The sequence below is a fragment of the candidate division WOR-3 bacterium genome, assembly GCA_039801365.1.
Classification (GTDB): Bacteria; Hydrothermota; Tepidihabitantia; order Tepidihabitantales; family Tepidihabitantaceae; genus JBDRUN01.
Window position 1 is genome coordinate 1 of the sequence record JBDRUN010000035.1, and the last position, 20,847, is coordinate 20,847.

The window sequence follows — 20,847 nt, forward strand, 5'->3', positions numbered from 1 at the left end:
AAGAAAAGACCGGTCACTCTCATCTGCCTCGGCGACAAGATACTCAGACTGTCCCAGTCTCGCACCAGCCGCAGTTCCAATCACCCGTCCGCCAATGACGACCGTCGGGTCCAAACCGGCTCGCTCAAGAAGATGTCCCACCATCGAGGTAACCGTGGTCTTGCCGTGGCTACCGGACACACCGACCGCGAACTTCATGCGCATCAGCTCGGCAAGCATCTCGGCCCGTCGGATCAGCGGTACTCCGCGGTTTCGGGCCTCGACAAGCTCAGGGTTTTCGGACCCGACCGCGGTCGAGAACACGACGACCTCGGCATCGCCCAGATTCTCCCTTGCGTGTCCGACAGAAACCCTGACACCAGCCTCGACCAACCGCCTTGTCGTTTCGCTCTCGTGCAGGTCCGAACCGGACACCTCGAACCCCAGATTCCGCAGCACCAGCGCGATGCCGCTCATCCCGACGCCGCCGATGCCGACAAAGTGGACACGCTTCAGCCGGCCGAACATCCGAGCTCCTCGGTTTTGGCTGTCGCCTGTTGATTGACAGCCCTGATGATGTTCTCTGCTATCACCGAAGCTGCGTCCGGCCGGGCTACTGCACGGCAGGCCTGTTCCATCCTGTGGCGGCGGCCGGTGTCGCTCATCAGCTCGCCGGTGAGTGAAGTAAGCCCGGACAGGCGGCTCTGGTCCAGATTGATGGCGGCGCCAACCGACTCCAGGTATTCTGCGTTCGCATGCTGGTGTCGGTCTGCGGCATATGGGAAGGGCACAAGGATGGCAGGAATGCCATAGGCAACCAGTTCTGAGAGTACCATGCCGCCTGCCCGGGAAATTGCAATTGTGGCCCGTGCGTATAGTTCGCTGGGTCGGTCGGTAAACTCCACCAGTTCGCAGTTGCTTGAACGTCTCATGGACCGGGCGAGCTCAAAGTCGCGCCGGCCGGTCAAGACGATAAAGTGAAGATTCGCCAGTGCTGCGGCTGTATCCAGGGCGGCGAGAGTTAGGGCTCTGGCTCCACCGCTACCACCGAGCACAAGCACAGTCTTACCATCATCGTGCCGTGCCGGCGTGGACATCTCCGGCCGGAGCGGATTGCCGGTAACCACCACGTTCGTGTCGCATGTCCCGACGTGCCTGCCGAAATCGCATTCCGCCGTTCCCTTTGGCGGAAACCCGAAGAAACACATCCTTGCTCCAGCCGAAAAAAACCGCGTTACCCTGCCGGGCACTCGGTTCTGTTCAAGCAGAAAGAACGGTCGGCCGGCAAGCCGTGCTGCAACCAGCGGCGCAGCAGCAACATACCCGCCGGTTGCCACAACCGCATCCGGCGTCCACCTGGATACCAGCCCAATGGAACGAACTACTCCAGCCGAGAACACTCCGGGCCAGGCCAGCCTGGCTCGAATACTCTTCCCGACAAGACCCGCGGCCGGCACCGGCTCAAACTCACACCCGTGCGAGCGGGCCAGGTTGGCCTCAAGGCCATCACGCCGACCAACCCAGACAACGTCCACCGCTCGCCGCATGAGCTCTCTAGCGAGCGCTAACGCGGGAAAGACGTGGCCGCCGGTCCCACCCGCGGCCAGCATGATTCTCATCCGGCCTCCCTGTATATCTCGAAACATTCAGCACGACCCCGGCGGCAAACAGGTTTGTCACCAGTGCGGAGCCGCCGTACGATACGAAGGGCAGTGGCTGGCCCGTCACTGGTGCCCAGGCCACCGCCACGGCGATATGGACCAGGGCATACAGAAAAATCGTAATGACGATTCCTGATGCTAGATACTGACCGAAGTGGTGAGGACTCCGGCGCCCTGCCTGCATGCCCCGCACCAGAAACACAGCATACAGCCCGAATATCACCAGCGCACCGGCAAACCCGAACTCCTCACCCACTGACGCAATTGCGAAATCTGTCTCCAACTTGGATAGAAAATAGAACTTCTGCTTACCCTCGCCCAGGCCTTTACCGATTACTCCACCCGAACCGATGGCAATCAACGAGTGCTGCTGTTGTCGGCACTTACCTGATATGAACTCCTGCCAGCGGTCATGAGCATAAGGCACACGCCACACCAGCACCACCAGGGCTACGACGGCGAGCAGCGTAACCGGTACCAAAAACCTCAGTCTCACTCCAACCAGAAAGAACATGATCAAGGTCGAGGCTGCCATGATGGCCGTCGTTCCCACTGCCGGCTGAGCAGCGGTGAGCACAACAAAGCCCAGTGCCACGAGTCCGGGCCTTACCAGAGACCGCCACAGATTCCACTCCCGTTCCGGCTTTTCCTTCAGCCTTGCGAAATAGGCTGCCAGCCACATCGGCAGCACGAACTTTGCGATTTCCGCCGGTTGAATTGAAAGCTTTTTCAGGAGTGGCAGCCAGCGATGCGCCACACCGGCCGCACGGCCGGCAATCGCGGTCACGACCATCAGCCCCAGAACAACTCCAAGCAGAAACCAACCGAACCACCCCGCAAGCACAGTATGCTTGAGCCTGATGCCGACAAAGAGTGCAAAGAGTCCGATGGTCGCGCGGACCAGGTGATTCTCAATTCGATCCGTTCCCTCGTGGTACGTTGCCGCATAGACCACAGTCAGGCCGACCATCGCCAGTGTGACGACAACAAAGAGGAGCACCGGATCAACCGGCCCGGCCTGCCGTCCGGTTACGGCCAGTCCGTCGGGTCCGGCCTTGCTCCGGCCCGCACGGCGCCACACCATCCGCACTGACCTAGCGTTTTTTCGCCGACCAATCCTAAGCATGCAGACTCCCAGTCCGGGACGAACTGCTGCCGGAAAGCCACCCGCCGACTGACTGTTCTTCTGTCCTTATGCAGCTCATCCCTAAGCCTTCAGCCTTCGGACTTCCTTCTTAAACGCATCTCCCCGCTCCTGAAAATCCCGGAACTGGTCAAAGCTCGCAAACGCTGGCGAGAAAAGCACCACATCTCCGGCCTGAGCTATAGCCTTGGCTGCCCTCACGGCCCCGACCAGACTCGCCGCTGACTGAAACCGTTTGAAGCCGGCGCGTGCCAGCGCCCGACCAAGCTTCGGTGCGTTCTCTCCGCACAGAATCACCTGCTTTGCCCTCCTTGCCACTGCCTGCACGTAGTCGGCGACTGGCAGCCCCTTTTCCCTGCCGCCAGTTATCAGAACAACCTTTCGTCTGAATGCTTCCAGGGACTTTATCCCGGCGGCCGGGTTTGTGCACATGCTGTTGTTCACGTACTCCACCCCGGCCAGCACCCGCACCCGCTCCAGCCGGTGTGGCAGACCCGCAAATCCAGCCAGGCCTCGCCTTATCGCACCGACACCGGTTCCCACTATCCGCGCCACGCACACCGCGGCGAGCGCATTGGCGACATTGTGAGCTCCGCACAGCTTCATTTCCGAAACCGGAGCAATCCGTTCGCCCTCAAAGTACAGCCACCCCCCGGACCGGTATGCTCCGCAGACCGGCCGCCGCATCGAGAAGAATCGGCGATCAGCCTTCCCACGTCCGCGTGCTTTCATGACAACCGAATCGTCGTGGTTCAGCACTGCCCAGTCGGACATACTCTGATGATCCAGTATCCGAAACTTACATTCTGCATAGACGGCAAGTGACCGGTGCCGGTCCAGATGGTCTGGTGACACATTCAGAATCACTGCAACTGCAGGCGCGAACCACTGCGCTCTCTCAAGCTGAAAACTCGACGCCTCAACCACATACCAGTCATAGGGCCCGACATCGAGTGCTGCCGACAACGGCCTACCCGGTGCCAGGTTGCCGCCGACAAACACCCGATGACCCGCAACCTCAAGAATGTGGCCGATCAAGGCGGTAGTCGTTGACTTGCCGTTCGAGCCGGTCACGGCCACTATCGGCCCGGATACGAACTGGCTCGCAAGGTCGAGTTCGTCAACAACCGGCACTCCCCTGCGGCGCAACTCGACAACTGCCTCATTGTCCTCACTGATTCCGGGACTGACTACGGCCCAGTCGGCCTTCACGACCTCGGGCTTTGGTGCGAGCACCATACCGGCCTGCCGCAGTTGTTTCACGGCTTGACCTGCAAGGACGGACTGGTCTGAGTCATGACCATACACCGCTGCCCCCAGCTTCATCAGGAACCGGGCGATTGCGCTTCCGGCTCGACCCAGGCCCAGCACCAGCACCCGGCTCCTTGCCAGTTCGTCCTTGGTTGGCGGCACTGGGACTGAATTCTGAGCTAGTCGTTGTCCCACCGCTGCACATGCCGACCCTCGACCCCCTGACCCCTCTAACCCTCGAACTCTCTTCTCTCTCATCTTATCTTCAGTGATGCCAGCGCCATCAGACCGAACAGTACCGAAAGAATCATGAACCTTGTCACCACCTGGGTCTCGGTCCAGCCGGAAAGCTCGTAATGATGGTGCAGCGGAGCCATGCGGAAAAGCCGCTTGCCCCGGCCCAGCCGGAAACAGGCGACCTGCAGTATTACCGAGACCGTCTCCAACACAAACACACCGCCGACCAAAGGGAGCAGCAGCTCGTGCTTGGCCACGACCCCGGCCAGGGCTAGGGCTCCGCCAAGCGGCAGCGAACCGGTGTCGCCCATGAATATTTGGGCCGGGTGACAGTTGTACCACAGAAACCCAAGACAGGCACCAAGCAGCGCCAGACAGTACACCGCCATCTCGCCTGAGCCGTTTACGAACATGATGTTCAAGTAGGCAGCAATCTTGCCATGCCCTGAGACGTAGCAGAGCATCGCAACACTGCCCAGCGCCACGATCAGGAGCCCGGCGGCCAGACCATCGAGTCCGTCGGCAAGGTTTACGGCGTTTGATCCCAGGACAAGGACAAACATGACAAAAGGAATGTAGAACCACCCGAAGTCCAAAGTGATGTTCTTGAACAGGAGAAAATTGGTCTTGGACCGGATTGCCGGGTCCAGGGGCGCGAAGTAGAGAACCAATCCGACCAGGCTCGCCAGCAGGAACTGAGCCACGAGCTTGGTCATCTTATTGATACCGCGTGGCCGGCCGAGCCTGACCTTGACGAAGTCATCCCAGAGTCCAAGCAGTCCTAGCCAGACCAGCACCAAAATGCCGAGCTGGACAAACCGATTTCCAAGGTCGGCAAACAACAGAATGCCGGCCAGCCCGGCCACAAGCATCAACACACCACCCATCGTCGGCGTGCCGGCCTTCTGCCGGTGCCGCTCCGGCACTTCCTCCCTCACATTCTGTCCAATCTGCAGCCGCCGCACCAGCCGGATGAGCAACGGCCCGAGCAAGAGTGTCAGCACGATGGCAACCGAGCCGGCCGCAGCGGCTCGGAACGTAATGTAACGAAACAGGTTCAGCGGCCCGAAAATATCGCGCAACGGCCAGAGCAGTCGGTACAGCATCAGACACCCCCCCCGCTGTCCGTGTTGCTGACCTCTGCAATCGGCAATCTATCCTTCACCTTCATCCGAGTTCTGCCAGAAGCTCCTTCGTCACCTTCCGATCATCAAACGGTCGTCGCTCCTCCCCCACTAGCTGGTATTCCTCGTGTCCCTTGCCGGCAACGATAACCGAATCGCCCGGCCGGGCCGCAGCCAGTGCCTGCCGAATCGCCTCCCTGCGGTCCGGCTCGACGATGTGCTCACCTGAGTTCATGCCCTTGACAATGTCCCTGATAATCACCTCGGCCGGCTCAGAACGCGGGTTGTCCGAAGTAACAATGGCAAGGTCCGCAAGCCCGGCGACCGCCCGGCCCATCAACGGCCTTTTGGCCTGGTCCCGGTCTCCGCCACACCCGAACACACATATCACCCGACCGCTCGTGAACTCACGCACGGTTTCCAGCACACGCACCAGTGCATCCGGTGTATGGGCATAGTCAACATAGACCTGAAACCCGCGGCCGGTCTCGATCCGCTCCAGCCGGCCCGGCACGTTCTCAAGCGACTCAGCGCCGGCTGCCATTACTTCCGGGCTCCAACCCAGGGCCGTACCGATACCGAACGCGGCCAGAAGATTGGCCAGGTTGTACCGCCCCACTAACTTTAGTCGTACCGGCACTGCCTTGCCCTGGACTGAAACTTCGGTTGCCAGACCGTCCGGCCTGACTACAGTCACCTTGCCGACAATCTCAGGCACTGGCTCCAGGTCCGGCCTCGTACCGTAGCGAATAACTCTGGCCCTGGCTTTGGCTGCGATTTCCCGACCCATCACATCGTCCTGGTTCGTCACGACGAAGCTTGTCGGCCTCAGCCCCTCGAACAACTTCATCTTAGCTTCCTGGTACGCCCGCATTGTCTTATGAAAGTCCAGATGGTCCTGTGTCAGATTCGTGAATGCGGCGACCTTGAAATCGAGGTCATAGACCCGGTCCAGCTCAAGCGCGTGTGACGACACCTCAGCAACACAAAGCGGAACTTTGTTGTCCGCCATCCGGGCCAGAAGCTCAACCAGGTCCAGACTCTCAGGCGTGGTGTGGCCGGCCTTGCGGTACTCAACTCCGTCCGAGTACTCAATCGTGCCGATGAACCCTGGCTCGATGCCGCTCTGTCTTGCCATCGCGCGAACCAGAAAGGTCGTCGTAGTCTTGCCATTAGTACCGGTAACGCCCACAAGGTCCAGCTTGCGCGAAGGAAAGTCATAGAACCGGTTGGACACCTGGGCCAGAAACCGTCTGGGCGTCTTGGTCAGCACGGTAGTAACCCAGCCCCGGCGAACGCGGGAAAAGTCCGTTGTCGCAACCGCCACCGCTCCACGGTTCATCGCCTCATCAATGAACTGACTGCCTGCGACCCGGAATCCTTCAACCGCAACGAACAGGTAACCCGGTTTGACCTGGCCCGAGTGATACGCGATACCCTTGATTTCAACTTTGGGGTTGCCGTGAATCGTACATGGCATACCCAGCACAAGCTCCTCAAGTCGCTTTCTCATTTCCCTGCAATCCGCATCCCGGGTTCGGTGCGGCCCGCAACCGGGAACTGGCCCGCGGCCATTCTCGCCCTGCGTACCTTCTCCAGCAGAAGCAGTTGCTCACCGATTTCTCGGAACACCGGTCCGGCCGAGGTACTGGCAAACCGGTGATTGGGCTCATCCAGCAACACGGCAATCACGTACCGCGCCGGCTCGCGGGGCAGAAACCCGACAAACGACATCATCGAGCGCGTATCTGAATAACCGCCGCCCGGCTCGACCTTCTGTGCGGTACCGGTCTTGCCGCACACCTCTACTCCAGGCACCGCCGCAAACGTACCGGTGCCCTCAGTCACAACCTTGGCCAGGATTTCCTTCATCCGGGCGCAGGTCGCGGGCGCAAGAACCTGCCGGCCTGGCCTGGGACCCGCCTGGTGCAGAACCCGGTTGCCGGAGCGAACCGATCGCACCAGGTAGGGTCGGACATAGCGACCGTTGTTCGCAATGCACAGATATGCAGCAGCAAGCTGCAATAGCGTTACGGTCACTCCCTGACCGAACGCGTTGTTCGCAATCCGCAGCGCGGTTAGCTTTGCCGGCTTGTCCATACGACCGGTTGCCTCGCCTGGCAGCCCGATGCCGACTGGTTCACCGAACCCCAGGGCCTTGGCGGTAAGGTAGAAGTGCGTACGGTCGAGCCGGAGCGCGAGCATCGCACACCCCGGATTTGAAGACTGCGTGAACAACCCGTCAAAATCCAGTACCCCGTGGTTATGAGCGTCTGAAATCCGGTAGCCCGACACCTCGATGGCACCAGCCGACACATCGTAGCGGTCCCGGACAAACTCCTCGGCCTGCGGACTCTCAAGTGCTGCCGCGCACACCACAATCTTGAATGACGAACCTGGCTCGAACTCATCGCACACCGGTGCGCACTTGTACCGGCTTGCCGGAAAATCCCTGAACCGGGCCGGGTCATAGCTCGGACAACTCGCCAGTGCCAGAACTGCGCCGTCCTGTGCGTCCAACACGACCGCGGACCCGTGCTTCGCTCCGGTACGCTCTAGTCCGGCAGCAAGTGCCCGGTAACACAGCTCCTGGACGTCAAGGTCAAGCGTAAGCGTAATGTCCGCGCCCGGAACCGGCTCGACCCTCGGATAGCTCGGATACGGTAGCTCCAGACCAAGCCCCTCGCGCTGCATCAGCACCCAGCCTGGCTGGCCAGACAGGACTGAATCGTACCAGGCCTCCAGCCCAGCCAGTCCGCCGTCTTCGCCGACGAAACCGACGACGTTACTGCAGCTCGGGCCAAAAGGATACCAGCGGTGGGTTTCAGCTTCGACCTCGGTGCAGTTACCGAACCGACACTTCACGATGCGGCGCCATAATGCATCAGCCGCCGGCTGCTCCAGCCGTTTCGGAAAGCAGAACATCTTCTCATGCTCCGCTATCTCCTGTCGCACCTCCTCCTTTGTGCCGAGTCCGGCCGAAGCGAGGATGTCGGCCAAGGAGTCTAGGTTCCTCACCTTTCTCGGCCACACGTAAACAAGACACGCGGTCTGATTCAAGGTCAGCGGTCGGCCCCAGCAATCAAGTATCCGGCCCCGCTCCGGTGCAAGTCGCAGCGAGTCAATGTGCAGGCTGGCGGCCTTTACCCGGTATGCGGCCCCGCGCACCAGTTGCACATACCCCATCCGACCCAACAGCATGGTGCCCAGCACAAACAGCGCACCTGCCACCAGCCGATTCCGCCGGACTTCCGCGCTCGCGTACTGTCTCACGTCCTTACTGCCTCGCTTCCCCTCTACTGGCGGCTTGCGCCACGATGACCGGCCCGGTGTCCGGCTCGGTTACGGCTATCGCGTCCTCCTGGGCAGAGTACCGTGGCCGACCACTTGCAACCCAGAGCGACTCCAGCCGCGAAAAGCTCTCAAGCCGCATGACCAGCACCGCCAGGCTGTCGCGCTGCTCAAGCAAATGGCGGTGACGGCCCTCGCAAGTGCTCAGCAACCGGGTCAACCTCAGGCTTCGATTATGAAGTCCGAGATATGCAAGCGCCAGCATGCAGAGAAACCAGACGATGCCGATTCTAATAAGCGTCCTCATGTCTCTCACTCTGTTTCGATTCGGACCACTTACACCCTCTGACCAGTCTGCGATTCACAGTCGTTCTGCTGCCCTTAGCCTTGCTGACCTTGACTGCGGATTGGCTCTGACTTCGCTCTCGCTCGGTCGCACCGGCTTCGGGGTCAGAATTCTAGCCCGGCCGTCGCGCTCGGCTTCGCGCAGTGCGGTCTTGACCTCGCGGTCCTCAAGCGAGTGATACGATATCGCCACGAGTCGGCCGCCCGGTTCGAGCAGGTTCAACGCTGCGGCCAGACCATTCCTTACATTCTCAAGCTCGTTATTGACCCGGACGCGGACGGCCTGAAAGACCCGGGCCAGACTCTTGCGCCACATCTTGCCAGGTACGCTTGCCCGCACGCAGTCGGCCAAGTCTCGGGTCGTATGTAGCCGGCCACGGAAAGCGCTGATGCGCCGGGCAATCCGCTTGGCAAACCGCTCCTGGCCGTACTCCTCAAGCCAAGCCGCAATTTCCTTCGGGCTTGCCCGGCGCACCAGCGCGAGCGCAGGAGGCAGTGATGCGGACTGGTCGAATCTCATATCCAAGGGACCATCCAGCTCGAAACTGAAACCCCGGCTGGCAGTACGCAACTGATGATAGGAAACTCCAAAATCAAACAGCACGCCCCGCACCGGCTCCAGGTTCAGCCTTTTCACAATAGCTACCATATCGGCGTAGTTCGCCTGCACGAGCTCCACATTTTCGTAACTATCCAGTTGCCTTCTTGCTTCGGCCAGGGCCTCTGGGTCCAGGTCAAGACCCAGAAGCCTGCCGGACCCTAATACCGCGAGTATCTGCCGTGCGTGGCCGGCTCCGCCCACGCAGGCATCAACAATCGTTCCCGCTCGCGGCGCAAGGTATTCAAGTACTTCATTGACCAGTACCGGCTGGTGAAACACCGCTGCTCGGTCTGTCGTCATCTGCCTTCTGCGTTCTACTCTCTACTGTCAGCCGCTTCCAAAATCTACCGTCTGGCATCTAACTTCTGTGTTCACTCGGTCGGGCATCCGACTGCTGAACTCTGCCTTCCGCACGCTGACTCCTGGGCTCGGCCGGACCTGTCTCAATCCCCCAGCCGTGTCGCTCCAGCTCGGCCAGGTCCTCATCAAGCGTCTGCCGCGCCTCCTCGGTGAACTGGTCATAGCGACCCGGCTCCCATATCTCGAAATACTCACCAGCACCGGCCAGAACCGCCTCACTACTGATGCCGGCCCACTCCAGCAGATGCTTCGGAATCAACAGCCGATACTGACTATCCATCTGCACCTCGGCTGCGCTTGCCAAAGCTAGCCGACGCACCTTACGCGCTCGGTCCTGATACTTGGGCAGATTCTGCAGGGTGCGGTCCCAGTATTCTCGCCATTCGGACAGGGGGTGGACTTCGATTGTTCTGTCACGACCTCTTTGCAATACGAACGTCCTATCCGATTCTGGAGAAAGACGCTCCCTATAGGAGACCGGGACCTGCACCCTGCCTTTCGCGTCAACGGAGAACCGGAACTCTCCGAGGAAAAGATTATTCACCATTTCTAAACGACACTTTCATTATCCACCACTATCTACCACTTTTCCACACGCGGCCAATATATCCCCCCACTCTGGCTTGTCAAGAAAAACATTATGTCCCCGGTGTCGTCTTCTCCCAGTAGCAAGTGATACGCTCTTAGGCTCTTGACCTCAAAGACTTAGGCAAGGGGGCAATGACTTCGCCCGCAACTTCAGAACCTCTACTCTGCTACTCACCCTATACCTATACCTACCTGCCAATCCCCTGCGCTTGCTGCTCACTGTTTCCGGTTGGCAACCTGACCAACTTCGGCTTTCTGCCCTACCTTCCCCTTTTCGCGCTCGGCCACTTGCTTACGCGCCGGCCACACACACCATGACCGCGAGAAAGCACCAAGCCGCAGAGCAAGTCAATCTTGATTCAAGCTCAAAATGCGCCAGCACAATCTGCCATCAACACACGCATCCACCCAACAAGCGAAAGGTGAAACAAGCAGGAGCAACACCAGCACGACACCAAAGGACACAACGGGCCAGGCAGGCTTACTCGTCAGCCAGGTGGCTGTCAGGATGCCGTTACGGTATCCAACCCATTCTGGCAACGCCGATTCCACTTACCATCGGTGGCTCGTCTCAACTCAGTAGTCAGAACCTTTCTCCAGCCCATCGTCTAACGATGTCTCTTAGCACTTCTGTCCCATACTACCCTGCCAACCGGCCAGAAACGTGCCCGGTGCGTCTAGCTGTACTCGACTACCCCCCTCCTGAATCGTGCCGACACAGAATCCGGAAAACTGACACCGGAACAGCTCCCCCAGCCGACCCGGGAACAAGCCGGGAAAAAGCATCGCCAATAGCTCAACTGACGCACTTTCAATCTACTGTGACGATTGGCACTTTTCTAACTCCGGATGGTACTATCTAGATGGACTATGAAACACAAACAAGACTCGACCGCTGATGCAAGCGGCAACAGACCAGCGCAGGAAAAGGCCGTCCGCGCGACACACCGATACCGGGCAAAAACCGACCCGAGCCGGGTCTATCTCCTGCTCGAAGAAAAGAACCCGCAAATGGTAGGACGATACGAAGCCCAGGCTCGTATTCTTGCGTCCATAGACGAAATCGTACGTGGCTTGGTTATCCTGGCAAACGTCCCACCTCTCACCCGATTCTGGTATGCCACTTACGGTCGGCAGGTGTATGCACTCTGGCGCCGGAATCGGGGCAGACTCTCATCGTCTGAAATCGCTCTATTAGAACAGCGTTGGACATCTCGCGGTCTTGACCCGGAAGTTCTGATCCGGGTTCGGCTCAAAGTCCTGGAAAGCCTCGACTCACCGACTTCAGTCCGAAGCGGCAATCAGGCAAGAACAGACAATGAAGCACCGCACATTGCCTAGGCGAAGGAACCGCCGCTTCTGGCAATCCTCCTCATGTTTCCCTGACGCTCTGTGTTCTCACCGCTGTCCTGAACATCACGTCATGCCCCTGTCCGCCTCGTGGTTGTGCATTCTTGTACCTGAAATCTGGAATCTAGCATCTGGTATTTCGCACCGTCCGTCTGGTCCGTGCCCCTTGCAGCCCGTGTCCGCACCATTCTCTGCATGCTGGAATCCGGCATCGTCGGTTTCCCGTTCTTGCGGCTCCCCCTGCAGCTCTGATGTCAAAGGCCGCATTGAAACATCCCATGGCTCTGATAGCATATAACACCGTGTCAGACCAAGAAAAAGCACGCACCCGGCCACCCTATGTCCGCGAACAGGAAGACCGCTTACTTGTCTCCCAGTGTCTGTCCGAAGACCCGGCTGTGCGCAACAAGGCTCAGAAGGACCTCTTCAACCGCTTCAACACCGGCATCATCTACCTTGCTTTCCTGCGACTCGGGTCCCGGCCCGAAGCTGAGGACTGCGCGTCCGAGGCCCTGCGTGACGTACTAGTCCAACTGGAACGGTTTCAGTGGCGCTGTACGCTCTCAACCTGGATTTACACCATCGCCCGCCACTGGATAAACAAATATGCCCGCAAGGCCAGGCTTGACATCACTGATACCGACCTTGACAAACTCGACGACCCCGCCCTAGTTCCTGCTCTCGGCCGCTCTCCCCCCGTGCTTCTCGAGGGCCGGGAAGCCTGGCTGAACCTTGTCGCAGAAATCTATCGTTTACCCGACCGATACCGTGATGCCTGCCATCTCCGCTTTGCGGACGAGATGCGTATCGAAGAAATCGCCCAGGTGATGGACACGACCATTGACTCGGTCAAGAAGCTCATCACTCGTGGTCGCAAAGTTCTCACCGCCCGTCTCGGAATGTACCGGGACCGGAACGATGCCTGAAAAAGTAATAAGAATCACCGGCACCTGGGACAGCCGTCAGGTGGCGGACTTCGTGGTCCTGGCCCGCCGGTTTGTCTCCGACGTCCGGGTTATCCGGGGCAGCGCCGAGGCAAACGCCAAGGACCTCATCGAGGTGCTTGCGCTCGGCAGTGAAAAAGAGCCGGAGGCTACCCTCATCGCCATGGGCAAAGACGAGGAGACAGCTCTTACAACCCTGGCTCCCTGCCTTGCGAACGTGGCGATAGTTCCGGACTGGTGCCAGAGGTTCTTCAACCTCGTCCAGGCGCTGGAACTGGTACCGCCGGAGGTCTCCGGTCGCGTCTGGCACAGGTTCCAGTCTGGACTCGAGCGCCGCCGTGAACAACAGTGCATCCGCGAACTGATGCAGCAAGAAAGAGCCGCTGGTCGCACTCGCCAACGAGTCGAAATCCCATTCCGGTCCCGCGCTGTCTCTCGACCGCTCCACCGGCCATCGCTCATCATCTCCCACATGGTCCAGCGCCTGCGCCGCCGGCTCAACTGCACCTGGGACATTGCCCGTCGCAGACTGGCCGAACGCGCCCAAATGACCCAGCAGGAAATCGAACGGCTCGAACAAGGCGACTGGCCCACTCCGGCCCAGCTCGACAAACTCGAGCGCTACCTGAAATGGACTCTGTTCTTCCTGTTCGGCGAGACCGAACAGGCCTACACTGACCTCCAGACCGCCTACTTCGAGCGACTGAACAACCTGTCTCCCACCGAAGCAGACCGGCGTGCGTTCCGACAGCTCTACGCCAGACTGCTCAGACGCAGGCTTGAGATGAAAGCCCGCGGCAGAAACGAACCGGACACCCGAACCGGGGCATAGTAAGATGTCTGATGCGCTTACCCGCGGCATCGAGATCTGCCGTCAGACAGTGGCTCGCGTCAAAACCGACTTCGCTGACATCTGCACCAGCGAACGCCATCACGACTTCGATTCGCTTGCCTTGTACTGCCGGCAGAACGGCATCGAACTAATTCTTGACGAAAGTCTGGCTGGCACCCGGGCTCGGGCCGCAAGCATACTCGTCCAGGACGTTCCCTTCATCCTGCTCGATCGCGAACTTACCCGGCCCGGAGAACGGCTCACCTCCCTTGCCCACGAACTTGGACACGTCATGCTCGACCATCTCCGCCGACCCAGCTTTGCGGTATGCGGCTTCTGCGAGACAATGAGCCTTGGCTCAAGAATGCTCCAGAAACGCTACTGTGCGGAAATCGAACTCGAAGCCGACGTTCACGCCATGCTCATTGTTCTGCCGGAAGGCTTCCTCCATCGCCAGGTAGAGCGCACCGGCCACATACCGGCCCGGCGACTCCATCGTAGTCTGGACCTGCCCCTTTCCTGGGTCGGTGCAAGAATCCAGCTCTACCGGCTGGTCAACGGCTACGCTGACTCAAATCTGGCCCTTGTGCGCCTTGGCAAAGACCCTTCCTCGCTTATTGAACGTCGCCGCCGTCAGACTCTGGAACTTGAGCACCGCACATACCTCTACTCCCTCCTCCGCCACCATCTGGAAAAACCCACCCTGTCCCCGGTCTGAACTGACCCGACCCCAAACTACTCCCTGTTCTCTGCTTACCCTCGCTGTCCTTCGGTTCTACGCTCTGACCTTGTGTTCCTCAGTGCCGGGCGCTCTCATACGGCTTCTTCGGCCTGAACGGCCGGAAAAGCGCCTCCAGCCTTGCCAGCAGAAGCATCCCACCCGCGTCCAGCCGATACTCCTCTCCATCACCCGCCCAATTCCCGTGCGCGTATGTGAGGTCAATGAACACCGCATCAACATAGGTCGGCACCATCCAGTAACCCTGACTGCGAAGCGCACCGGCCGGCCTCAGCCTGGGTACTGGAACCACGTCCTCATACTCCTGCTCCTGTTCCAGCCTGAGTGTACCCTGACAGTCAATCTTGTACACCCTCTGCCGGCTCGGGTCTAGCCCGTTCTTCGTCAACCGGACGAACAGCAACCGGTCCCACCGGTTGCCCGAAACCTCATCCGCAACATTCGCAAACTCTCCCTGTCTAACCCAGAGCTCCCCCTTATCCACAATGGCATTAGGCCTCTGTGCCACCTGTTTTGCCTGCATCGGTACCACGTGTGGCACCAGTAGCTTCATCCCCTCGAAGAATTGCTTCTCGTCCGACAAATCCTGCTTTGGCTCATAGCACGTCTTTAGCTCGTGGAATATGTCGCACTCCGGGTCTTCTAGTAGAGAGCGATACTCATCTCGCGCCACCTGCAGCTCCAGCTCGCTCACTGTTTCTGCCTTGAGCCTCTGCACCAGCGCTGAACCGCGGCCATTATGGTCCCGGTACGTTCGGCCGATAAAACGGCAATCCGGCCCGCCGGGCTCATACGCGATGATGAACTTTGCCACCGGGCTTGTAGTGAACCGCCAGTCATCCGGTGCTTGCTCGGAAACAGTCTGTACGAGCTTCTGAATTACCTTATCCGCCTGCTCTTTGCTCAGCCGGCGCCGCTGGCACGCCCGTTCTATTAGGTGTTTCTTGTCCGGGTCAACAATCAACCGTGCCACAGTCACCCCTTCACTTGGGCAACTGGTGCACCGTCCCGCAAAATTACCTCAACCGCTCTCGCCCTCTCCCATTCTGAAGGATAGTTCACCTTCAACTCAGCCAGAGCTTTGCCTACAACGGCATCTATCGCCCGGTTCAAAGGCCGGGCTCCGTACTCCCTTGAAAAACCCTGGTTACGGATCAGGTCAATAGCCTCCTGACTCAAAGTGATACGCTTGCCCAGCAGCGTACTCAACCGGCTAAGCTTCTGCGAAATGAATCCATCCATCACGGTCGTCGTCAGCGGCTTGAACACCAGTATCTCATCCACTCGTCCCAGGAACTCCCTGGGAAACTCCTTCTCCACTGCTCTTATCACATCGCGTCGGATGTTGCTCCATGTGGTCGTTGTGTCGGGCCCGAACCCGGACACCCTAACTCCTTCATCAGTAAACCCGACATTACAAGTCATCAGCACGATAGTGCCGCTGAAATACAGCGCGTTACCCTGAAGGTCCTCCAGCTTGCCGTAGTCAAAAACCTGCAGAAAAGCCAACCTAACCTCCGGTGCTGCTTTCTCAAACTCATCCAGAAGCAGCACGCAGAACGGATGCCTGCGCATCTGCAGTGTCAAGGGAGCAAGGAGCTCCGGATTCTCGGCACTGGGCGGTCCGGGCCGGCCCAAAAGCGACACCAATGTCTGATGTGCCGACATATCAAACCGCACAAGATTGTCCTCACTACCGGTATAGTGCAGGGCCAGGGCCTTGGCCAGCTCGGTCTTGCCCACCCCGCTCGGCCCGGCAATCAAGAATACGCCAAGCGGACGCTCCGGATTCACCTGTACCCGTGCACGCGTCACGGCCAGACGGCTACATATGGCGGCAATCGCCTCCTTCTGACCCAGCACCCTCGCATTCAGGGCCCGCTCCAGTCCCTTGGTCCTCTCCTGCTCTTGTGCAATCGTCTCATCCGGAATCCCGGTAATTTCAGCCAGTGCGACCCTCAAGTTCGCCGCATCACAAGTCTTCTTGTCAGCCATTCGGCACTCTGTGAAAGCCTGCTCCAGAAGGTCAATCGTCTTATCCGGCTGCCTTCGGAAAGGCAAATACTCATTTGACAACCTGATTGCATACTCAACCAGCCCCGGCTTGGCGCTAGCCCCGTAGTACTTCTGCAAGTCCTCTAACTCTGCCCGCACAATATGCCTAAGATTCTCTCCCTCCGGCTCAGCTATGCTCACCTCCTGAAACCGGCGCCTGACCGCCTCGTCTCGACTAACGAAACGGTGAAACTCCTCGGTCGTTGTTGCACCGATAAGCCTCACCCGATTCTCCGCAATGTAGGGCTTCAGGATGTTTGCGCTGTGCGGATGTCCGAAAATCTGATGTATCTCATCAATGAACAGTACGACCGGTTCCTTGCTGGCTGCTTCCAGCAACTCTTTCAGCAACTTTGAATACGCTCCCCACTCCCAGTATGTACCCGGCACACCGGCCTGCACATCATAGAAACTGGTCCTGATTACCTTCCGTCCCAGAAGCCACTCTGGCACGTCTCTGTTTACGATCTTCCAGGCGAGACACTTCACCAGGAATGTCTTGCCCACCCCCGCGTCTCCAAGAATCATCGGATTCGCCTTAGCTCGCCGGCCAAGGATACGCACCAATTGACGCATTTCCGGCTCACGGGCCGAGAAATCTCCGGGCGGATTGTTCTTCACCCTGAAAGTCAAATCCTCGCCCACGCGCCGGAAAATCGAATCCTCAGGCAGTTCACGAGTCGGATAGTACCTATCGCGGTTGTTTGAATCCATATCCTTATCAGGAAACAGTCCGTCGGTGAACATCCTTTCCCTTCCCTCTCTTTCTTGTTACGGTCTTCGTATCACTCAAAAAAAAATACCGGATTCTATCCTGTCTCTTTTCACTTGTCGCCGGTCGCCTGTCACTTGTTTCTTGTCACTTCGTACTTGCTCCAAATTGTCCTAGGAACAACATCTCCAAGTGACTAGTCATTGGGCGAAGGGACTCTCTCCACCCGTCATCCTTTGCCTCCATCCATACTAGTTCCCAACGGATACCTGTCAAGGACCGGCAGGATGGCCTCTGACTTCAACCCTAGCGGCGCACCGTTCGCAGAGCCGGTAGAACCGAATGCTGTCCTGCCTTACGTTGAGCAGAGCAGAGAGTTCGGCCGCAAGCTCGGCCAGCCTGCGTTCGTCCAGATTGCATTCGAACACGCTGTACTGCACGCGTCGGCCATAGTCCTTCAGCTTGTTGCAGATCCGGACCCGGCGTCGGTCGCCAACGATGTCGTAACTCACAACGACAACCATATCTCCTCACAGGTAATAAGTGACAAGCTACCACATCAGTGAAAAATGAATGGCCGGTATTGCTCCCTGCCCTTGATGAAGCCAACCAGACGCTGAACCTGTCCTTCCATCGCATTCCGCAGACTCGACCGGCCTCCGCGGTAATATACTGGAGAACCCAGGTTGTCCATCACGGCGGTCACCAGGCGATGCCTGGTATGTTGGTCAAGCAGCACTCCGTCCATCCCCAGCCGCGCCTTCTTGCGCAGGAGCCGGATGACCGCCCGGTCAACGACCGGCTGGCGAAACTCCTCTACCACGTCAAACAGCAGGTTGGACCGGTCCGCGGGACCGCGATGGATGAAGCCGACACAAGGGTTCAGCCCGGCAAGGACCAACAGCCGGTGCATCAACGAGTAGAGTATCCCGTATCCGTAGTTCAGGAGCGAGTTCACAAGGTCGGTGGCTCCCTTCTTTTCCCGGCGCTCAAAGCAGGCATCCGATGCAAGCAGGGACTTGACCAGACCCCAATAGATTCCTCCGGCCTGCCCCTCGAGTGCAAAGAGCTGGCCGCCGAACCGCTCGTCCGATTCCAGACCGGCCAGTTGCTCCAGTAGTCCGGCCAGCTTCTCGACCGCGGCGGGTATCTCCTGTCGGAACTCCGACTCGGCCCGGCCTCGATACTTGGCATAGTAGCGCAGGAGATTCATCTGATTCGTAACCTTCCCTTCAACGAAGGCGCGCGCCAAATAGTTCCCGCGCTCCGACTTCTGCGTCTCGAGCTGGGCGATGGTCAATGGATAGGCGGCCCGGTCAGCCCCAACCAGGAAGGCGCAGGGTCGGCCACGTTCGTCCTGGAAACTGATAGTTACGCCCTGGCCTGAGCAGAACCGGACCAGGTCGCTGGAAACGCCCACCCCATTAGATTCGATGATGATGTTCCGCAACCGAAACAGAGGCAACTCCCGCATGCGGCGGCCCCGTTCGCGCACAACCACGCGCCTACTTGTCTTGCCGACAAAAGACCCTGGTCGGTCCACCACCAACACCGACTCTTCTTCTGCCAGCCGCTCATACTGACGACGCCTTGTCTTCACGGCCTGTGCAGGCTCTGGCGGTGACGTGCTTTCTGTACGACCAGGCACGGACACGGCAGACGCAAACAGCAGACTAATGAACTTCACCCGACCTGCTTGAGACTTGGGAAGCAGAAACTCTAGTCTTTCCAAGCATTGCCGGGTTCCGGCCCGGCTGTCACCCGGCAGGGTCTTTAGTCTGGTGCCAAGCTCTCGGAACACCACGGTTTCGATGAGTCGCAACTGCTCCTCGGTATCGCCTGCGCCATAGTAGTTCCGCCAGCCGGCAAGCAGCAGATTGAGCCGGCTCACGGTGTCCGGAATGGTCTTTGCACTTCTCACCACCTCGGTCACCTTCTGCTTCATCCGCTCCAGCTTACCCGGGGCTATAGTTTTCTTCCCGCCCTGAAAAAGGAAGCCAAGGAAGACAAACCCCTCGCCCGCGTGTGTCACTTCCGGTGCCTCGGTCTTGAGCAACAACTCGCGCGCGAGGAATCCAGCCGCTTCGCGGGCCGCGTGAACTGCCCGGTTCCGCTCTGGCTCAAGGAACAGATAGTCGTCGGCATAGCGCACAAGACCATACCCGCGACGGGTCATTTCCATATCAAACGGATGAAGGTAGATGTTGGAGAGCAGGGGCGAAATCACACCGCCTTGGGGCACACCTTCGGGATTCTCGCGCCAGTTGCCCATGTGTACCGAGCCGGTCCGAAGCCAGAGTTCTATGAGCCTCAGCACCGGTTTCTCCCAGACCCGCTCGGCCACGAGCCTAAGCAGAATCGTGTGGCTAATCGAGTCGAAGAAGTCGTCAATGTCGGCTCCGGCAACCCAGAGGCGACCGTCGTGAAGCAGTGTTTCCACCCTGCCGACTGCCCGAAGCGGCCCCATCCCGGGCCGATACCCGAAACTGCACGCAAGAAACCGGTTCTCGAACAAGGGCTCAAGAACCATCCGGGCCGCCTGCTGCACCACCCGGTCTTTCACCGACGGAACGCAAAGACGTCGCTTCGTGCCATCCGACTTCGGAATCATCACCGCCTTTGTCGGCTCGGGCACGTAGCTTTGATTCAAGAGCGACCGGGAAAGGCCAGCTAAGTTCTGGTTCAAACTCTGCTCAAACGCGCCAAGTGATACCTCATCCGCACCGGCCACGCCGGCATTGGCCTTCACAGCAGACCAGGCGCGAAAGAGCGTACTCGGGTCGCAGATGCGACCATAAAGATGTCCTGACACCGTGTTCCTCCTTTCTGTCTGGTACCCGTATCGTATCACCTGTCACCCCCTTCCCTATCCCTGTCGCCTGTCACCTGTCACTTGTCGCCTGTCACCTGTCACTCGTATCTCCGCTGTGCCGGATTGAGGTCGTTATCGGGGCAGGGAGCTCCCCCAAAACCCCCGCCGAATGGGTTTCTACTCCGCTGTGCCGGATTGAGGTCGTTATCAGCCACCGCAACCCCAGCCCCAGCCTCAACCACACCAGTTTCTACTCCGCTGTGCCGGATTGAGGTCGTTATCATGTCTGCGAGGGACGGCTCAAACGTGCCGTATTCGTTTCTACTCCGCTGTGCCGGATTGAGGTCGTTATCATGATTCTGTCCGCGGCTACTTGGCTGCTGGTACCGAGTTTCTACTCCGCTGTGCCGGATTGAGGTCGTTATCCAGTATCTACTGGTGATGTTGCGGCTGCGCGCCACAAGTTTCTACTCCGCTGTGCCGGATTGAGGTCGTTATCTGGACGGTCAAGGCACGCTGCAAGTCGCCCGCTGCGGCGTTTCTACTCCGCTGTGCCGGATTGAGGTCGTTATCCAAACTAACGAAGATCTCGTTTCTAGTCCAACCATTGGTGTTTCTACTCCGCTGTGCCGGATTGAGGTCGTTATCAACGACGGCCAACAGTCGGATTCTTTCACTCTTCGTGTTTCTACTCCGCTGTGCCGGATTGAGGTCGTTATCGTCCAGTGTGATGAGGCGGCCGAGGCTATCAAGCTCGGGGTTTCTACTCCGCTGTGCCGGATTGAGGTCGTTATCGGAGATGGCAAGCAACGCCATTTTGCC

The 20,847-nt window shown here is 58.9% G+C and carries 20 protein-coding genes and 1 CRISPR repeat array; of the genes, 5 read left to right on the plus strand and 15 right to left on the minus strand.

Annotation, left to right across the window (positions count from 1 at the left end):
* The 10 genes from ABIL25_05905 to mraZ form a co-directional block, all read right to left on the minus strand.
* Positions 1-507 (minus strand): Mur ligase domain-containing protein (locus ABIL25_05905; GenBank protein MEO0081808.1); only part of this gene is annotated, 507 nt, incomplete at its 3' end.
* Positions 492-1,598: a UDP-N-acetylglucosamine--N-acetylmuramyl-(pentapeptide) pyrophosphoryl-undecaprenol N-acetylglucosamine transferase gene (locus tag ABIL25_05910; GenBank protein ID MEO0081809.1), complete on the minus strand. Its 1,107-nt coding sequence runs from the start codon at positions 1,596-1,598 to the stop codon at positions 492-494. The genes ABIL25_05910 and ABIL25_05905, both read right to left, overlap by 16 nt.
* Positions 1,534-2,766, minus strand: a complete 1,233-nt coding sequence (locus tag ABIL25_05915; protein MEO0081810.1) for an FtsW/RodA/SpoVE family cell cycle protein — start codon at positions 2,764-2,766, stop codon at positions 1,534-1,536. The genes ABIL25_05910 and ABIL25_05915 overlap by 65 nt, the downstream gene beginning before the upstream one ends.
* An 81-nt stretch (positions 2,767-2,847) precedes the next feature.
* Positions 2,848-4,197 carry a UDP-N-acetylmuramoyl-L-alanine--D-glutamate ligase gene (murD, locus tag ABIL25_05920; GenBank protein MEO0081811.1) on the minus strand — a complete coding sequence of 450 codons (1,350 nt, stop codon included), beginning with the start codon at positions 4,195-4,197 and terminating at the stop codon, positions 2,848-2,850.
* A gap of 92 nt (positions 4,198-4,289) precedes the next feature.
* Positions 4,290-5,378, minus strand: a complete 1,089-nt coding sequence (gene mraY / locus ABIL25_05925) for a phospho-N-acetylmuramoyl-pentapeptide-transferase (protein ID MEO0081812.1) — start codon at positions 5,376-5,378, stop codon at positions 4,290-4,292.
* Positions 5,379-5,439: 61 nt separating this feature from the next.
* Complete coding sequence (locus ABIL25_05930; GenBank protein MEO0081813.1) at positions 5,440-6,909, minus strand: UDP-N-acetylmuramoyl-L-alanyl-D-glutamate--2,6-diaminopimelate ligase; 1,470 nt, start codon at positions 6,907-6,909, stop codon at positions 5,440-5,442.
* Positions 6,906-8,669 (minus strand): penicillin-binding protein 2, encoded by a 1,764-nt coding sequence (locus ABIL25_05935; protein MEO0081814.1) that lies wholly within the window; start codon positions 8,667-8,669, stop codon positions 6,906-6,908. The genes ABIL25_05930 and ABIL25_05935 overlap by 4 nt, the downstream gene beginning before the upstream one ends.
* A gap of 4 nt (positions 8,670-8,673) precedes the next feature.
* Positions 8,674-9,003 carry a hypothetical protein gene (locus tag ABIL25_05940; GenBank protein ID MEO0081815.1) on the minus strand — a complete coding sequence of 110 codons (330 nt, stop codon included), beginning with the start codon at positions 9,001-9,003 and terminating at the stop codon, positions 8,674-8,676.
* 45 nt (positions 9,004-9,048) lie between these two features.
* A complete protein-coding gene (gene rsmH / locus ABIL25_05945) occupies positions 9,049-9,933 on the minus strand; it encodes a 16S rRNA (cytosine(1402)-N(4))-methyltransferase RsmH (GenBank protein MEO0081816.1) in 885 nt (294 codons plus the stop codon).
* Between the two features lie 58 nt (positions 9,934-9,991).
* Positions 9,992-10,540, minus strand: a complete 549-nt coding sequence (mraZ, locus tag ABIL25_05950) for a division/cell wall cluster transcriptional repressor MraZ (protein MEO0081817.1) — start codon at positions 10,538-10,540, stop codon at positions 9,992-9,994.
* Between the two features lie 173 nt (positions 10,541-10,713).
* On the opposite strand from mraZ, the gene ABIL25_05955 reads away from it, so the two are divergent.
* The gene (locus ABIL25_05955; GenBank protein MEO0081818.1) at positions 10,714-10,899 is read left to right on the plus strand and encodes a hypothetical protein; all 186 of its coding nucleotides are present in this window, start codon (positions 10,714-10,716) and stop codon (positions 10,897-10,899) included.
* Between the two features lie 303 nt (positions 10,900-11,202).
* On the opposite strand, the gene ABIL25_05960 is transcribed toward ABIL25_05955, so the two are convergent.
* Positions 11,203-11,367, minus strand: coding sequence for a hypothetical protein (locus tag ABIL25_05960; GenBank protein MEO0081819.1), 165 nt, complete (start codon positions 11,365-11,367; stop codon positions 11,203-11,205).
* An 84-nt stretch (positions 11,368-11,451) separates the two neighbouring features.
* Between ABIL25_05960 and ABIL25_05965 the strand changes: the two genes are divergently transcribed.
* From ABIL25_05965 to ABIL25_05980, 4 genes are all read left to right on the plus strand, one after another.
* Positions 11,452-11,922 carry a hypothetical protein gene (locus ABIL25_05965; protein ID MEO0081820.1) on the plus strand — a complete coding sequence of 157 codons (471 nt, stop codon included), beginning with the start codon at positions 11,452-11,454 and terminating at the stop codon, positions 11,920-11,922.
* A gap of 287 nt (positions 11,923-12,209) precedes the next feature.
* Positions 12,210-12,857 (plus strand): sigma-70 family RNA polymerase sigma factor, encoded by a 648-nt coding sequence (locus ABIL25_05970; protein MEO0081821.1) that lies wholly within the window; start codon positions 12,210-12,212, stop codon positions 12,855-12,857.
* Positions 12,850-13,707: an HPr family phosphocarrier protein gene (locus ABIL25_05975; GenBank protein MEO0081822.1), complete on the plus strand. Its 858-nt coding sequence runs from the start codon at positions 12,850-12,852 to the stop codon at positions 13,705-13,707. Before ABIL25_05970 ends, ABIL25_05975 begins: the two co-directional genes overlap by 8 nt.
* Positions 13,708-13,711: 4 nt before the next feature.
* Positions 13,712-14,425, plus strand: a complete 714-nt coding sequence (locus ABIL25_05980; GenBank protein ID MEO0081823.1) for an ImmA/IrrE family metallo-endopeptidase — start codon at positions 13,712-13,714, stop codon at positions 14,423-14,425.
* A gap of 79 nt (positions 14,426-14,504) precedes the next feature.
* Here ABIL25_05980 and ABIL25_05985 read toward each other — a convergent pair whose 3' ends face one another.
* The 4 genes from ABIL25_05985 to cas1 all read right to left on the minus strand — a co-directional run bounded on the left by ABIL25_05985 (position 14,505) and on the right by cas1 (position 20,025).
* Complete coding sequence (locus tag ABIL25_05985; protein ID MEO0081824.1) at positions 14,505-15,419, minus strand: hypothetical protein; 915 nt, start codon at positions 15,417-15,419, stop codon at positions 14,505-14,507.
* 2 nt (positions 15,420-15,421) lie between these two features.
* A complete protein-coding gene (locus ABIL25_05990) occupies positions 15,422-17,248 on the minus strand; it encodes an AAA family ATPase (protein MEO0081825.1) in 1,827 nt (608 codons plus the stop codon).
* 237 nt (positions 17,249-17,485) lie between these two features.
* The gene (gene cas2, locus ABIL25_05995) at positions 17,486-17,737 is read right to left on the minus strand and encodes a CRISPR-associated endonuclease Cas2 (protein ID MEO0081826.1); all 252 of its coding nucleotides are present in this window, start codon (positions 17,735-17,737) and stop codon (positions 17,486-17,488) included.
* A 35-nt stretch (positions 17,738-17,772) separates the two neighbouring features.
* A complete protein-coding gene (cas1, locus tag ABIL25_06000) occupies positions 17,773-20,025 on the minus strand; it encodes a CRISPR-associated endonuclease Cas1 (GenBank protein MEO0081827.1) in 2,253 nt (750 codons plus the stop codon).
* A gap of 101 nt (positions 20,026-20,126) precedes the next feature.
* A CRISPR array of direct repeats spans positions 20,127-20,820; the repeat unit is 36 nt; unit sequence GTTTCTACTCCGCTGTGCCGGATTGAGGTCGTTATC.
* Positions 20,821-20,847: the final 27 nt, after the last annotated feature.

Bases quoted from the DNA above. Each gene is read 5' to 3' on its own strand.
- ABIL25_05990 (MEO0081825.1), bottom strand. From the start codon at position 17,248: ATGTTCACCGACGGACTGTTTCCTGATAAGGATATGGATTCAAACAAC.
- mraZ (MEO0081817.1), bottom strand. From the start codon at position 10,540: ATGGTGAATAATCTTTTCCTCGGAGAGTTCCGGTTCTCCGTTGACGCG.
- ABIL25_05915 (MEO0081810.1), bottom strand. From the start codon at position 2,766: ATGCTTAGGATTGGTCGGCGAAAAAACGCTAGGTCAGTGCGGATGGTG.
- ABIL25_05930 (MEO0081813.1), bottom strand. From the start codon at position 6,909: ATGAGAAAGCGACTTGAGGAGCTTGTGCTGGGTATGCCATGTACGATT.
- ABIL25_05970 (MEO0081821.1), top strand. From the start codon at position 12,210: ATGGCTCTGATAGCATATAACACCGTGTCAGACCAAGAAAAAGCACGC.
- ABIL25_05955 (MEO0081818.1), top strand. From the start codon at position 10,714: ATGACTTCGCCCGCAACTTCAGAACCTCTACTCTGCTACTCACCCTAT.
- ABIL25_05975 (MEO0081822.1), top strand. From the start codon at position 12,850: ATGCCTGAAAAAGTAATAAGAATCACCGGCACCTGGGACAGCCGTCAG.
- cas2 (MEO0081826.1), bottom strand. From the start codon at position 17,737: ATGGTTGTCGTTGTGAGTTACGACATCGTTGGCGACCGACGCCGGGTC.
- ABIL25_05965 (MEO0081820.1), top strand. From the start codon at position 11,452: ATGAAACACAAACAAGACTCGACCGCTGATGCAAGCGGCAACAGACCA.
- ABIL25_05910 (MEO0081809.1), bottom strand. From the start codon at position 1,598: ATGAGAATCATGCTGGCCGCGGGTGGGACCGGCGGCCACGTCTTTCCC.
- mraY (MEO0081812.1), bottom strand. From the start codon at position 5,378: ATGCTGTACCGACTGCTCTGGCCGTTGCGCGATATTTTCGGGCCGCTG.
- ABIL25_05980 (MEO0081823.1), top strand. From the start codon at position 13,712: ATGTCTGATGCGCTTACCCGCGGCATCGAGATCTGCCGTCAGACAGTG.
- ABIL25_05960 (MEO0081819.1), bottom strand. From the start codon at position 11,367: ATGCTTTTTCCCGGCTTGTTCCCGGGTCGGCTGGGGGAGCTGTTCCGG.
- rsmH (MEO0081816.1), bottom strand. From the start codon at position 9,933: ATGACGACAGACCGAGCAGCGGTGTTTCACCAGCCGGTACTGGTCAAT.